Annotated in this window: 12 protein-coding genes; 9 read left to right on the top strand and 3 right to left on the bottom strand. The window is 71.8% G+C overall.

The features are described from left to right. Positions 1-36: 36 nt before the first annotated feature. From KUM44_RS21425 to KUM44_RS21395, 7 genes are all read left to right on the top strand, one after another. The gene (locus KUM44_RS21425) at positions 37-987 is read left to right on the top strand and encodes an alpha/beta hydrolase (RefSeq protein WP_254389873.1); all 951 of its coding nucleotides are present in this window, start codon (positions 37-39) and stop codon (positions 985-987) included. Beyond that, positions 980-2197, top strand: a complete 1218-nt coding sequence (locus tag KUM44_RS21420; protein WP_217209929.1) for an acyltransferase — start codon at positions 980-982, stop codon at positions 2195-2197. The genes KUM44_RS21425 and KUM44_RS21420 overlap by 8 nt, the downstream gene beginning before the upstream one ends. Beyond that, on the top strand, positions 2190-3545 hold the full coding sequence (locus KUM44_RS21415) for a sensor histidine kinase (protein WP_217209927.1): 1356 nt from the start codon (positions 2190-2192) through the stop codon (positions 3543-3545). Before KUM44_RS21420 ends, KUM44_RS21415 begins: the two co-directional genes overlap by 8 nt. A 17-nt stretch (positions 3546-3562) precedes the next feature. Further along, positions 3563-4237, top strand: a complete 675-nt coding sequence (locus tag KUM44_RS21410; protein WP_217209925.1) for a response regulator transcription factor — start codon at positions 3563-3565, stop codon at positions 4235-4237. A gap of 123 nt (positions 4238-4360) precedes the next feature. Further along, complete coding sequence (locus KUM44_RS21405; RefSeq protein WP_217209923.1) at positions 4361-5698, top strand: histidine kinase; 1338 nt, start codon at positions 4361-4363, stop codon at positions 5696-5698. Continuing rightward, entirely contained in the window at positions 5695-6360 is a 666-nt protein-coding gene (locus KUM44_RS21400; protein WP_217209921.1) for a response regulator transcription factor, read from the top strand. The genes KUM44_RS21405 and KUM44_RS21400 overlap by 4 nt, the downstream gene beginning before the upstream one ends. Before the next feature lie 829 nt (positions 6361-7189). Beyond that, positions 7190-8416: a cytochrome P450 gene (locus KUM44_RS21395; protein ID WP_217209919.1), complete on the top strand. Its 1227-nt coding sequence runs from the start codon at positions 7190-7192 to the stop codon at positions 8414-8416. 172 nt (positions 8417-8588) lie between these two features. Here the strand turns inward: KUM44_RS21395 and KUM44_RS21390 are convergent, their stop codons facing one another. Both KUM44_RS21390 and KUM44_RS21385 read right to left on the bottom strand, forming a co-directional pair. Continuing rightward, positions 8589-10193 (bottom strand): ABC transporter permease, encoded by a 1605-nt coding sequence (locus KUM44_RS21390; RefSeq protein ID WP_217209917.1) that lies wholly within the window; start codon positions 10191-10193, stop codon positions 8589-8591. After that, complete coding sequence (locus KUM44_RS21385) at positions 10190-11128, bottom strand: ABC transporter ATP-binding protein (RefSeq protein WP_217209915.1); 939 nt, start codon at positions 11126-11128, stop codon at positions 10190-10192. Before KUM44_RS21385 ends, KUM44_RS21390 begins: the two co-directional genes overlap by 4 nt. A gap of 73 nt (positions 11129-11201) precedes the next feature. Between KUM44_RS21385 and KUM44_RS21380 the strand changes: the two genes are divergently transcribed. Continuing rightward, on the top strand, positions 11202-11699 hold the full coding sequence (locus tag KUM44_RS21380; RefSeq protein WP_217209913.1) for a GbsR/MarR family transcriptional regulator: 498 nt from the start codon (positions 11202-11204) through the stop codon (positions 11697-11699). 81 nt (positions 11700-11780) lie between these two features. Here KUM44_RS21380 and KUM44_RS21375 read toward each other — a convergent pair whose 3' ends face one another. After that, the gene (locus KUM44_RS21375; protein ID WP_217209910.1) at positions 11781-12641 is read right to left on the bottom strand and encodes a diacylglycerol kinase family protein; all 861 of its coding nucleotides are present in this window, start codon (positions 12639-12641) and stop codon (positions 11781-11783) included. Positions 12642-12837: 196 nt separating this feature from the next. Between KUM44_RS21375 and KUM44_RS21370 the strand changes: the two genes are divergently transcribed. Next, complete coding sequence (locus KUM44_RS21370) at positions 12838-14121, top strand: adenylosuccinate synthase (protein WP_217209907.1); 1284 nt, start codon at positions 12838-12840, stop codon at positions 14119-14121. Positions 14122-14199 lie beyond the last annotated feature (78 nt).

Genomic DNA, 14199 nt, shown 5'->3' with positions numbered 1-14199 from the left:
CCACGCGAGCCGAAGCAGGGCGGCCGCACCCACAGGCTGCGTCGAGCTCTCCTCGCCACCCTGATCACCGGTGCCGTGGTCGTCCCGCTGTCCGGGGCCACGCGCCCCGGGATACCCGCCCCGGCACCGGCCGCCCTCGCCGCCCCGGTGACCGCGGCGACGCTGGACGAGACGTATGCCGCCCATCGCGCCAACGCCGCCGAGGCGTCCCGCATGGCCGCGGCCCACGGCGCCCGCGAACGCGCCACCGCGGACCGTGCGATGGCCGACCCGGCCCGCCACTTCCTCTCCTTCGACGGCCGCGGCGCCGGCCTGGCGACGGAGGTCTTCGGCGACCTGGCGCACGCCGACCGCGTCGCGGTCCTGGTCCCGGGCTCCGACACCTCCATCGACACATACGGCCGTTTCCGCGACGCCGCCCGCGCCCTGCACGAACGGCTCACCCGGCAGGCCCCGCAGGACACGGGCACCGCGGTGGTGGCCTGGCTCGGCTACGAGACACCGGCCACGGTCAGCACCACGGTCACGACGCCGGGCCGGGCCGAGGAAGCGGCCCCGAAACTCCGGGAGTTCGTACGGCAGCTGCGTGCCGTCACGGCCGGCAAGGGGGCGCACATCTCACTGCTCTGCCACTCCTACGGTTCGGTGGTCTGCGGACGCGCCGCCTCCCACCTCGCCGTGGACGACATCGCCCTGGTCGGCAGCCCCGGCACCGGCGCGGACACCGCCGCGGCCCTGCACACCCCGGCCCGCGTCTGGGCGGCTCGCGGCAGCGACGACTGGGTGGCGGAGGTCCCGCACGTCCGGCTCGACCTGCTCGGCACCACGGTCGGCTTCGGCACCGACCCGGTGTCCCCGTCCTTCGGCGCCCGGGTCTTCGCGGCGGGCACCGGCGGTCACAGCGACTACTTCAGGCCGGGTTCGACATCGCTGGCCAACCTGACCCGCATCGTCCTCGGCAAAACTCCGGAGGCGCCCCATGGCTGAGTCCCCCGTCTCCCTGTGGACGGGCGTGCGGCAGGGCGCCGCCCGCGTCGACGCCGCCACCCCCGCCGGACGGGACCGGGCGGTCGATGCCCTGCGTGCCTTCGCCGTCCTCGGCGTGGTCCTCGGCCACTGGCTGGTCACGGCCCTGGTGGCGGACGGTGACGGAGCAGGCCTGCACACCGCGAGCCCGCTGCGGCACATGCCCTGGCTGGCCCCGGTCTCCTGGGCCTTCCAGACGCTCGCCGTGTTCTTCCTGGTCGGCGGCCATGTGGCGACCCGCGGCTACACCTTGGCCCGGGCGCGCGGCACGACGTACGGACAGTGGCTCCGGTCCCGGCTGTCCCGCCTGTTCAGACCGGTGGCGGCCGTCCTCACCCTGTGGACAGTGGCGTCGGCTCTGCTGTTCCTGTCGGGCACGGACGTCGACACGATCGACACCCTGGCCCAACTGGCCCTGTCCCCCCTGTGGTTCCTCCTGGTGTTCGCGGCGCTGACGGCGGCGACACCTCTCCTGCTCCGGCTCAACCCCCTGTGGCCCCTGGCCGTCGTCCTCCATGTGGACCTCCTCCGATTCGGGCTGGGCGCCCCCGCCTGGCTCGGCTGGGTGAACGTGGCGGCCGGCTGGCTCGTGCCGTACACCCTGGGCGCGGCCTGGACCCGGGGTGAGCTGGAGCGCCGTCGCGCGGGCTGGATCCTGCTGACGGGCGGCGCGGCGGCGACGGCCGCGCTGGTCGCCTGGGCGGGCTACCCGGCGTCGATGGTCGGCGTCCCCGGCGCGGGCATCTCCAACCTCGACCCGCCGACGCTGGCCGCCGTGGCCTTCGGCCTGGCCCAGTGCGGCCTCGCCCTGCTGCTGCGCGAGCCCCTGCGCCGCGCGATGAGCCGCCCCCTGGCCTGGGCGGCGGTGGCCCTGCTCAACCTCTCCGCGATGACGGTCTTCCTCTGGCACCAGACGGCCCTGATGGCCACCACGGCCACGCTCCTGCCGACGGGTCGCCTCCCCGGCCTGCACACCGCCCCCGACCACCTGGGCTGGGTCGCCGCCCGGCTGGCGTGGCTCCCCTTGTTCGCCCTGGCGCTGGCCCTGTGCTGGGCGGCATTCCGTACCTACGAGCAGGGCCCGCGCCGCCCGACCGGCCGCCCGTCCAAGGTCGTCCGATCCCACCCGGCCTCTCGGGGCAGTGACACGGAGGCACACCACCATGCCTAGGGTTGGTCATGTGACGCAGACGGGGAGCCGGCACGCGGTCGTGAGCCGGGTACGGCGCTGGTCGCGGGTGCTGCGCGACGACCTGTGGACCCTCAGGGCGGACCCGCTGCCCCCCTCCGCGTGGTTGCGCTGGCTGCCGCACGGCGTGCTGTGCCTCGCCGCGCTCGGCATCGCGCTCGGCGACATGGCACAGCTCCAGGACAACGGCGGGCTGGCGTTCGGGATCGCGTTCCCGGTCGCCCTCGCGCAGGGCGGCGCCGTGGTGTTCGCCCTGCGGCGGCCTGTTCCGGCCTGGTGGCTGTCGATGGCGGCCACCGTGATCGGGGCCCTCACGGTGCGTCAACGGCTGCTGTCCGGTGACGCGCAAGATTTCACCTGGCCGTGGACGTCGGCCGGGCTCATCGCGCACCTGCTCGTGCTGCTGCTGCTCACGCTTCGGGTGCCCACCCGGGTGTCCGCCGAGGCGCTCGCCCTGTCCGTGCTGGTCACCTACGTCCTCCAGGGCATGCTGGGCGCGCCGGGCAATGTGCGTACCGGGGTGCTCGCCATCTGCCTGTTCACGGTCGCCGTGGTGCTCGGCATGGCGCTGCGCGGTCGCCGCGAAGCCCGTGCCGAACTCGGCAGACAGACCACGATCACCGCCGAGGAGCGGGCCCGGCGCACCGTGCTGGAGGAGCGCAGCCGCATCGCCCGCGAGCTGCACGACGTGGTCGCCCACCACATGTCCGTGATCTCCATCCAGGCGCAGGTGGCCCCGCACCTGGCGGAGAACCCCTCCGAAGAGCTGAAGGAGAACCTCGCCGGCATCCGGCAGAACGCCGTGGACGCACTCACCGAACTGCGCCGCGTCCTGGGCGTCCTGCGCTCCGAGAACCCCGAGACCCCGGCGGACCCCTATGGCCTCGGCGAACCCGGCACCGGGGCCGCTCCCGACGCCCCCCTGCCCATGCTCGACCGGCTCGACGCCCTCATCGACAACACCCGTGCCGCCGGACTGGACGTCAGCACCGACATCAGAGGCGAGGCGCCCCCTTACCCGACGGGCGTCGAGCTGTCCGCGTACCGGATCATCCAGGAGGCGCTCAGCAACGCCCTGCGGCACGCACCGGGCTCCGAAGTGCGCGTCGAGGTCTCGCACGACTTCCACGGCCTGCACCTGGGCGTCGTCAACTCCCGCCCCCAGCGGCCTGTTCCGCCCTCCCAGGGGGCCGGACACGGCCTGCTCGGCATGCGTGAGCGTGCTTCGATGCTCGGTGGCCACCTCACCGCGGCCCCCACGCAGCAGGGCGGGTTCGCGGTCTCGGCCTTCCTCCCGCGCGGAGACACCACGCCGTCTCCCCACACCTGACAGGAGAACCGCCTCCCATGACGAGCAGCCCCATCCGCGTACTCATCGCCGACGACCAGCAGATGGTCCGGCAGGGATTCACCGTGCTGCTCAACACCCAGCCCGACATCGACGTGGTCGGCCAGGCGGTCGACGGCCTGGACGCGGTCGAGAAGGTCGGCGAGCTCGTGCCCGACGTCGTCCTGATGGACATCCGGATGCCCGAGCTCGGCGGCATCGAGGCCACCCGCCGTATCACCGCGGCGACACCGCAGATCAAGGTGCTGGTGCTGACCACCTTCGACCTCGACGAGTACGTGTACGAGGCGCTGCGCGCGGGCGCCTCGGGGTTCCTGCTGAAGGACGCCTCCGCCGATCAACTGGCCGAGGCGGTCCGGGTCGTGGCGGCCGGCGACGCCCTCCTCGCGCCCGGCATCACGCGCCGCCTGATCACCGAGTTCTCCCGCCTGGACAAGCGGCCCCACGTCCCGCTGAAGCAGCGGGTCGGTGAGCTGACCGAACGCGAGACGGAGGTGCTCGCGCTGATCGCCCAGGGCCTGTCGAACGCGGAGATCGCCGAGCGCCTGGTCGTGGCCGAGCAGACCGTGAAGACCCATGTGGGCCGGATCCTGGTGAAGCTGGGGCTGCGGGACCGGACGCAGGCGGCGGTGTTCGCGTTCGAGTCGGGTCTGGTGCGGCCCTCCGGACGCTGACCGCGGGCCTGCCGTCCTCCCCGGCGCCACCAGGCGCGATACCCGTAGTACCTGAGACGGACCGGCCAGGACCCCTCTCACTGGGGACGACCGCGACACCGCCTTGCGCCTACCGTTCTGTACGTGACCGAGACGACTCACCTCCAGACACCGCCACCGGGGGACGGGGCCAAGCCGCCGCGCAGCCCGGAGTTCCGGCTGGCCGCGGACGCCCTGCAAGGGCTGCGGCAGGACCTGATCCACGACGCCTTCGCCTACCGTCCGCTGGAGCGGATGCGGGTGGACGGCCCGCTGACCCGCAGGCTGCCCGGCCGTCTGCGCGAGTACGCGGCCTGGACACCGCACGCCGTGATCGCCACGGCGGCCCTGTTCACCCTGTTCATCGGCAGTGTCGACACCGACGGGCCGGCCCTGCTGGTGGGTCCGCTCTGTGCGATTCCGATCCTGCTGACCATGGCGCGGCCCGTCGGAGCGTTCTGGCTGTCCATGGCCGCCACTCCGATCGTCGCGGTGATCGGCGGCGCGGGCGAATGGCCGTGGATGCCGGGCAGCCTCGTCTGCCATCTGACCGTGCTGACAGTCGTGGCCATTCGCACCAGGCCCCGCACGGCGGCATGGATGTGGGGGGTGACGGGGGCGTACGGCCTCCTGGCGGACGCCGGTGTCGGCGGTGGCTCCTACGGCACGAACACCGGCCCCATGATGGTCATCTCCGCGATGGTCCTGCTCGTCGTCTCCCTGTGGCACATACGCCGGGAAGCGAAGCAGGAGGTCACCGCCCAGCAGACCGTGACCGCGCAGGAGCGTTCCAAGCGGACCCTGCTGGAGGAGCGCACGACGATCGCCCGGGAGCTGCACGACGTGGTCGCCCACCACATGTCGGTCGTCGCCATCCAGGCGGAGGCCGCCCCCTACCGGGTGGAGAACCCGCCGCCGGAGCTGGAGCGGGCCTTCGTCACCATCCGGGAGAACGCGGTGGCGGCGCTCACCGAACTGCGCCGCATCCTGGGCGTCGTCCGCGCCGAGGACTACGAGGCCCCGGACACCCCGCAGCCCACCCTCACCGACCTGGACGCGCTGCTGGCGAACGTACGGGACGCGGGACTGAGCGTCGAGAAGGCGACGATCGGCGCGGTGCGCGAACTGCCGTCCGGGGTGGAGCTGTCGGCGTACCGGATCGTGCAGGAAGCACTCAGCAACAGTCTGCGGCACGCGCCCGGCGCGAGTGCCCGGGTGGAGATCGGGTACGTGCTCGGCGGCCTGGGCCTGCGCATAGTCAACGGCCCGCCGCCCGCGCCGGCCCTGGTGAAGCCCTCACCGGGTGCCGGGCACGGCATCACCGGGATGCGCGAGCGCGTCACCATGCTGGGCGGTGAGATGACGGCGGGCCGGACGGAGGACGGCGGCTACGAGGTGGCCGTGTTCCTGCCGGTCGCCACGACGACAGAGGACGGCTCATGACCATCCGCGTGCTCATCGCGGACGACCAGATGATGGTGCGCGAGGGCTTCTCGGTCCTGCTGAACGCCATGCCGGACATCGAGGTCGTCGGCGAGGCGGTCAACGGCCGGGAGGCGGTCGACCGGGTCCGTGAACTCTCCCCCGACGTCGTGCTGATGGACATCCGCATGCCGGAGTTGAACGGCATCGAGGCGACCCGCGAGATCGTCGCCGCCGACAGCACCTCCAAGGTGCTGGTGCTGACCACCTTCGACCTCGACGAGTACGTGTACCAGGCGCTGCGCGCGGGAGCCTCGGGTTTCCTGCTGAAGGATGCCTCGGCACGCCAGCTCGCCGACGGGGTGAGGGTGGTGGCGGCGGGCGAGGCCCTCCTCGCGCCCTCCGTCACCCGGCGGCTGATCACGGAGTTCTCCAAGCTGTCCGACTCCCCGCGCCTGATGTCCTCCGCGCACGCGGCGTACGGCGACCTGACCGAGCGGGAGACGGAGGTACTGGTGCTGATCGCGCAGGGCCTGTCGAACTCGGAGATAGCGGGGCGGCTGGTGGTCGCCGAGTCGACGATCAAGACCCACGTCAGCCGGATCCTGGTGAAGCTGGGCCTACGGGACCGGACGCAGGCGGCGGTGTTCGCGTACGAGGCCCGCCTGGTCACGCCGGGCTGAGCCGACACCCACCGGTCCGACACTCGCCCGGCCGGACACCCGCCGGTCGGACATCCGGCGGTCGGACATCCGGCGGTCGGACACCCGCCGGTCGGACACCCGCCGGTCCGACATTCGGCGGCCGGATACCCACAGGCCGGACACCCACCGGCCGGACATTCGGCGGCCGGACATCCGCCGGTCGGACATTCGGCGGCCGGATACCCACAGGCCGGACACCCACCGGCCGGACATTCGGCGGCCGGATACCCACAGGCCGGACACCCAACCGGCCGGACATTCGGCGGCTGGACATCCGCCGGTCGGACATTCGGCGGCCGGATACCCACAGGCCGGACACCCACCGGCCGGACATTCGGCGGCCGGACATCCGCCGGTCGGACATTCGGCGGTCGGACATCCGCCGGTCGGACATTCGGCGGCCGGATACCCACAGGCCGGACACCCACAGGCCGGACACCCGCCGGTCGGGCATCCGCCGGTCCGGCACCCGCCGGTCGGACATTCGGCGGTCGGACATCCGCCGGTCGGACATTCGGCGGCCGGATACCCACAGGCCGGACACCCACAGGCCGGATACCCACAGGCCGGACACCCGCCGGTCGGGCATCCGCCGGTCCGGCACCCGCCGGTCGGACATTCGGCGGTCGGACATCCGCCGGTCGGACATTCGGTGGCCGGACATCCGCCGGTCGGACATCCGGCGGTCGGACACCCACCGGTCGCACACCCGCCGGTCGGACACCCGCCGGTCGGACACCCGCCGGTCCGACATCAGCTGCTCCGACACCCCTGGTCAGAGAGGGGGAGCCCGGGCTAACGTCCGGGCATGGCAGCTCCCTCCGCCCTCGCCTTCGACCCGTGGGACCCGGCGTTCCTGGCCGACCCGTACCCCGCCTACGCCGAACTGCGTGCCCGGGGCCGGGTGCACTACTACGAGCCCACGAACCAGTGGCTGGTCCCGCACCACGCCGACGTGTCGGCGCTGCTGCGCGACCGCCGCCTGGGCCGGACGTACCAGCACCGTTTCACCCACGAGGACTTCGGAAGGACCGCGCCCCCGCCGGAGCACGAGCCGTTCCACGTGCTCAACGACCACGGGATGCTCGACCTGGAGCCGCCGGACCACACCCGGATCCGCCGGCTGGTGTCGAAGGCGTTCACGCCGCGCACGGTGGAGCAGCTGAAGCCCTATGTGCGGCAGCTGGCGGGCGAGCTGGTGTCCGGGCTGGTCGAGGCGGGCGGCGGTGACCTGCTGACGGACGTCGCGGAGCCCCTGCCGGTCGCGGTGATCGCCGAGATGCTGGGCATCCCCGAGTCGGACCGGGGGCAGTTGCGGCCCTGGTCGGCGGACATCTGCGGGATGTACGAGCTGAACCCGTCCGAGGAGACTGCGACGAAGGCGGTGCGTGCCTCGGTCGAGTTCTCGGAGTACCTCCTGGAGCTGATCGCGGCCCGCCGCAAGGAGCCGGGCGACGACCTGATCTCGGGTCTGATCGAGGCGCACGACGAGGGTGACCGCCTCACCGAGCAGGAGATGATCTCCACGGCTGTCCTCCTCCTGAACGCAGGCCACGAGGCCACGGTGAACGCCACGGTCAACGGCTGGTGGGCCCTGTTCCGCAACGCCGACCAGCTGGCCGCCCTGCGCGGCGACCACTCCCTGATCCCGTCGGCGATCGAGGAGCTGATGCGCTACGACACCCCGCTCCAGCTCTTCGAGCGCTGGGTGCTGGACGAGATCGAGATCGAGATCGACGGCACGACGATCCCGCGGGGTGCGGAGATCGCCCTGCTCTTCGGCTCCGCCAACCACGACCCCGAGGTCTTCGACGCCCCCCACCGCCTCGACCTCACCCGCAAGGAGAACCCCCACATCTCCTTCAGCGCCGGCATCCACTACTGCATCGGCGCCCCCCTGGCCCGCATCGAACTGGCGGCCTCGATGACGGCCCTCCTGGAACAGGCCCCGACCCTGCGGTTGGCGGCGGAGCCGGAGCGCAAGCCGAACTTCGTGATCCGGGGACTGGAGGGCCTGAGGGTCGAGCCGGCGTAGCCCGGATCTTTCAGCCCGTCCGGCGTTTGAGGACGAGGCCCTTCGGGCCGAAGCGGGGGTCCAGGGGGCGGCAGCCCCCTGGCCGGGGTCGAAGGGGCGGAGCCCCTTCAAGGGATGGGACGGGTAGGGGCGGCGGGGGCGATAAACCCACGCAGCCACCCCCCACCGACCGTCACGCCGTCAAGTCCCGCCGCCGCAACCCCACCAGCCCTCCGGCCGTCAGCACGACCGCCACCCCCAGCAGCACCAGCACCGCCCCCCATTCCATCTCCCCGCCCGGCAACTTCGGCAGATGCCCGAACGGGGACAGATCCAGCACCACCTGCGGAGCATCCAGCGCGGGCCCGACCCACCCGATCAGCAACACCGCCCCGGCCACCCCCCACGCAGCCAGAGCCACCCGCGGCACCACCCCGTACAGCAGCACCGCCAGCCCGCCCACCACCCAGATCGCCGGGAGCTGGACCAGGCAGGCGCCGAGGATCGGGCCGGTCTCCTTGCCGTAGCCGACGGCGAAACCCAGGCCCGCGAGCAGCATGATCAGGGCCGCGCCGGCGAAGGCGATCACCAGATGCCCCGCGGCCCACCGCAGCCGTCCCACCGCGTTCGCGAGGATCGGCTCCGCCCGCATCGAGGTCTCCTCCCCATGCAGCCGCAGCACCGACGCCACCACGTACAAGGCCGCGATCAGCCCCAGCATCCCCACCATCGACGCCAGGAAGGCATCGGTGATCCCGGCCTGCCCGCCCATCCGCTCGAAGATCTCCCGCGCGTTGTCGTTGTCCCCGACCAGATCGGCCACCCCGTCGGTCAGCCCGCCGTAGACGACCCCGGCGAGGAAGAACCCGACGCTCCAGCCGAGCACGCCGCCGCGCTGGAGCCGCCAGGCCAGCGCACCCGCCGTGCCGAGCCGGCCGAGAGCGGGCCCGGGCCGGGCGGGCAGGAAGCTCATGCCGACGTCCCGGCGCCCGGCGAGTTCGTACGCCACCGCGCCCTGCACCAGGGCCGCCCCCGCGAACAGCAGCAGCACCCACCACCGCTCGCTCGCGAACGGCCGCAGGTTCTCCAGCCAGCCCAGCGGCGACACCCACGTCAGCGCCGACGAACCGTCGTCCGACGCCGAGTCGCCCGCCGCGCGCAGCACGAACGCGGCGCCCACCAGCCCCGCCGTCAGCCCCCGTGCCAGCCGCGCGCTCTCGGTGAACTGGGCGACGATCGCCGCCAGCGTGGCGAAGACCATGCCGACCCCGGCGAGACCGAGCCCCAAGGCCAGTGCCCCGGCGGCACCCCGGCCGGCGAGCCCGGCCGTGACCAGCAGCGCCAGTACGGCGTTCGCGACGACCGCCGTCAGCAGCGCCGCCGTCAGGGAGGCCCTGCGGCCCACCATCCCGGACGCCACCAGCTCCTGACGGCCGCTCTCCTCCTCGTCCCGGGTGTGGCGTACGACGAGGAGCATGCTCAGTACGGCCGCGAGCGAGCCCGCGTACACGCCGACCCGCCAGGCCGTCAGCGCACCGATCGAGTCGTCGAAGACCGGGCCGATCAGGGCGCGGAAGGAGGCGTTGGCGGCCGTGTCCTGGACGAGATTGGCGCGGTCGGCGGGGCTGTCGTAGAGGTTCTCCAGGGTGTTCGGCATGGAGAGGATCATCAGCGCGTTCACCGCGACCCAGACCGGGATCATCACCCGGTCGCGGCGCAGGGCGAAGCGCAACAGGGTCGCGGTGCCCGCCAGTTGGCGGGTCCCACCCGGCCGTACCGCGAAAGCCGTGGCAGTCACTTGGACACCTCGCTCATGCCCTCGCTCACGTTCGCGTCCGCCTGGTAGTGCCGCAGGAAGAGTTCCTCCAGAGTCGGCGGCGTCGAGGTCAGCGACCGCACTCCGGACTCGCTGAGCGAGCGCAGAACGGCGTCGAGTTTGTCGGTGTCGACCTGGAGGCGGACGCGGCGGCCCTGACCCCTCTCCATTGGCTGAACGGCCAGATCATGCACCCCGGGAAGGTGCGACAACCCGTTGGGCGGCCCCGCCAGTTCGGCCGTGACGCTCGTCCGGGTCAGATGGCGCAGGTCGGCGAGCGAACCGCTCTCGACGGTGCGGCCCTTGCGGATGATGCTGACCCGGTCGCAGAGTTCCTCGACCTCGCTGAGGATGTGCGAGGAGAGCAGGACCGTACGGCCGCGGTCGCGCTCCTCCTCCACGCAGCGCTGGAAGACCCCCTCCATCAGCGGGTCCAGGCCGGAGGTCGGTTCGTCGAGGATCAGCAGGTCGACGTCGGAGGCGAACGCGGCGACGAGGGCGACCTTCTGCCGGTTGCCCTTGGAGTAGGTGCGGCCCTTTTTGGTGGGGTCCAGTTCGAAGCGCTCGATCAGCTCCGCCCGGCGTCGGGCGTCGAGGCCTCCGCGCAGCCGGCCGTAGAGGTCGATGACCTCGCCGCCGGACAGGTTCCGCCACAGCGTCACGTCCCCCGGCACGTAGGCGATCCGGCGGTGCACCTCCACCGCGTCCGCCCACGGGTCGCGGCCGAGTACCTGCGCGCCGCCCGAGTCGGCGCGCAGCAGGCCGAGCAGAACGCGGATGGTGGTGGACTTGCCGGCGCCGTTGGGGCCGAGGAAGCCGTGGACCTCGCCCGTCTCGACCTCCAGGTCGAGGCCGTCGAGCGCGTGCGTCCGGCCGAACGACTTGTGCAGTCCGGAGACGGTGATTGCCTTCGTCATGTTTCAGAACGTACGCTTCTTTCAGAAATTTGTGAAGTTAAGGAAGCGTATGAAGTCCGGTTAGGGTGAGGGCATGACGGAATCAGCCGGAGCCGGCCGGGACGCGGAGTCCGTGTCGAAGTTCGTGGAGTCCTTCGCGGCGCAGCTCGTCGAAGCCGGGATGCAGCGCATGGCCGCCCGCGTCTTCGCCGCGCTGCTCGCCTCCGACAAGGGCGTGCTGACCTCCGCCGAACTGAGCGAACAGCTCCAGATCAGCCCCGCGGCGGTCTCCGGGGCGGTGCGCTACCTGGCCCACGCGCACATGGTGTCCCGCGAGCGGGAGCCCGGTTCGCGCCGGGAGCGCTACCGGGTGCACGGCGACCAGTGGTACGAGGCCCTGACCAACCGCGAAGCCGTCCTCAAGCGGTGGGAGGCGGCTCTGCGCGAGGGCGTGAACAGCCTCGGCGCCGACACTCCGGCAGGGCGGCGCCTGGCCGAGACCCTCGCCTTCTTCGAGTTCATGGAGGGCGAGGTCGTGGCGATGATGGAGCGGTGGCGGGTGCACCGGGAGAAGACGTTCGGGCAGGGCTGATCTTCGATTCTGGAAATCGACTTCGCAGGTGTAGTGGAGTCGCTACGCCGAGTTGCGGCTGGTCCGAGCCGATACCTGACGTCACCCCACCCCCGGCACCGTAAGCCCCCAAGCCCCCTCCCGCACCACCCACGTCCGCGTCCGCACCGGCCCCGACACCTCCGTGTCCGCCCGGTACCGGAAATGCGCCCCCGACACGGTCACGGTCCGCCCCGCGCCCAGCAGCGGCGTTGCCTCCGCGCCCACCGACAGCGGACGCACCTCCACCTCGGCCACCCCGTCGGCGCCCGGTGTCACCGACACCGCTTCCACTGGCTGGTCCAGGTCCACCAGCATCGCCCCGTCGACCTCGACGCGCAGCCGGGACGGCCCCGATGCGGCCGGGGAGGCGCCCCGCGCCGGCACCAGCGTCCGTACGAGCGACTGGCAGGTCCGCAACCACGGCCGCCCCGCACCCGACCCCGCCGCGCCGGCCCCGTCCGGCGCGGCGGGGTCCCGTATCGGCGGGATCCGCAGCCCGCCCAGCACCACACCGTCGCTGTCGTCCACAAGGAGGTCCAGGCGCCGCTCCACGCCGTCCAGGACGGCCCGGGCCGCCGCCACCGCCCCCGTGGGCACCCCGAGGGATTCGGCCAGCGACAGCGCGCCGCCGACCGGCACCACCGACAGCACGCATTCGGCCAGCTCCCGCTGCCGGTGCAGCAGGGTCACCGCACGGGTCAGCGCCCGGTCGTCGCCGATGACCACGGGCCGCCGTGACCCTCTGCGGGTCAGCGCGCGGGCGAACTCGTCCGGATCGTCCGGCAGACACACTTTCGTCGCCGCACCCGCGCTGAGCACGTCTTTCGCGATCCTGACGGACTCCCCGTCCGTCCGCCGGGCAACCGGATCGATCACCACCAGCAGCTGATCGGACATCGCGAAAGTCGCCACCTCGGCCATGCCTCGCTTCCTCGGGTAGCATCTTTGTGCAAGAGCCCCTTGCGCTATTGCGCCAGGGGCTTCGTCTATTCCGGGGCCATCCGGTCCGACGGTTCACGGCCAACGACGGTCGCGACCTGTCGTGGTGTACACGGCGAAGACCCTCCGTGTACACCCCTGACCTTGGACATGCCCCGCCCGGAAGGGGTGTACGCGCGTGCCCGCACTTGTGCTGCTCGGTGCTCAGTGGGGTGACGAAGGCAAGGGAAAGGCGACGGACCTGCTAGGCGGATCCGTCGACTACGTGGTGCGCTACCAGGGCGGCAACAACGCCGGCCACACGGTAGTCGTGGGTGATCAGAAGTACGCCCTCCACCTGCTCCCTTCCGGAATCCTCTCCCCGGGGTGTACCCCGGTCATCGGCAACGGCGTCGTCGTCGACCCGTCGGTCCTGCTCTCCGAGCTGAGCGGTCTGAACGAGCGCGGCGTCGACACGTCCAAGCTCCTCATCAGCGGAAACGCGCACATCATCACGCCGTACAACGTGACGGTGGACAAGGTGACGGAACGCTTCCTCGGCAAGCGGAAGATCGGCACCACCGGTCGCGGCATCGGCCCGACCTACGCCGACAAGATCAACCGCGTCGGTATCCGTGTGCAGGACCTGTACGACGAGTCGATCCTCACGCAGAAGGTCGAGGCGGCTCTCGACGTCAAGAACCAGCTGCTCACCAAGCTGTACAACCGGCGCGCCATCGCCGTCGACCAGGTGGTCGAGGAGCTGCTGGACTACGCCGAGAAGATCAAGCCCTACGTCGCCGACACGGTCCTGGTCCTCAACCAGGCCCTTGAGGACGACAAGGTGGTCCTCTTCGAGGGCGGCCAGGGCACTCTGCTCGACATCGACCACGGGACGTACCCGTTCGTCACGTCCTCGAACCCGACCGCGGGCGGTGCCTGCACGGGTGCGGGCGTCGGTCCGACGAAGATCAGCCGGGTCATCGGCATCCTCAAGGCGTACACGACCCGCGTCGGCTCCGGCCCGTTCCCGACCGAGCTCTTCGACGAGGACGGCGAGGCGCTGCGCCGCATCGGCGGCGAGCGGGGCGTCACCACCGGCCGTGACCGGCGCTGCGGCTGGTTCGACGCGGTGATCGCCCGCTACGCGACCCGCGTGAACGGCCTGACCGACTTCTTCCTCACCAAGCTGGACGTCCTGACCGGCTGGGAGCAGATCCCGGTCTGCGTGGCGTACGAGATCGACGGCAAGCGCGTCGAGGAGCTCCCGTACTCCCAGTCCGACTTCCACCACGCGAAGCCGGTCTACGAGATGCTGCCGGGCTGGAGCGAGGACATCAGCAAGGCCAAGTCCTTCTCCGACCTCCCGAAGAACGCCCAGGCGTACGTCAAGGCGCTGGAGGAGATGTCCGGCGCGCCGATCTCCGCGATCGGTGTCGGCCCGGGCCGGGACGAGACGATCGAGATCAACTCGTTCCTGTAGGCCCGTAAACATTGAAACTGCGCCGCGTCCGAACTCCCGGACGCGGCGCAGTTTCTGTTTGTACAGGGGCCTTCTCGC

This window comes from Streptomyces sp. AC550_RSS872 (genome assembly GCF_019049285.1).
GTDB lineage: Bacteria > Actinomycetota > Actinomycetes > Streptomycetales > Streptomycetaceae > Streptomyces.
The sequence above is the reverse complement of the archived record's forward strand: the minus strand, read 5'-3'. Positions and strand labels throughout refer to the sequence as shown.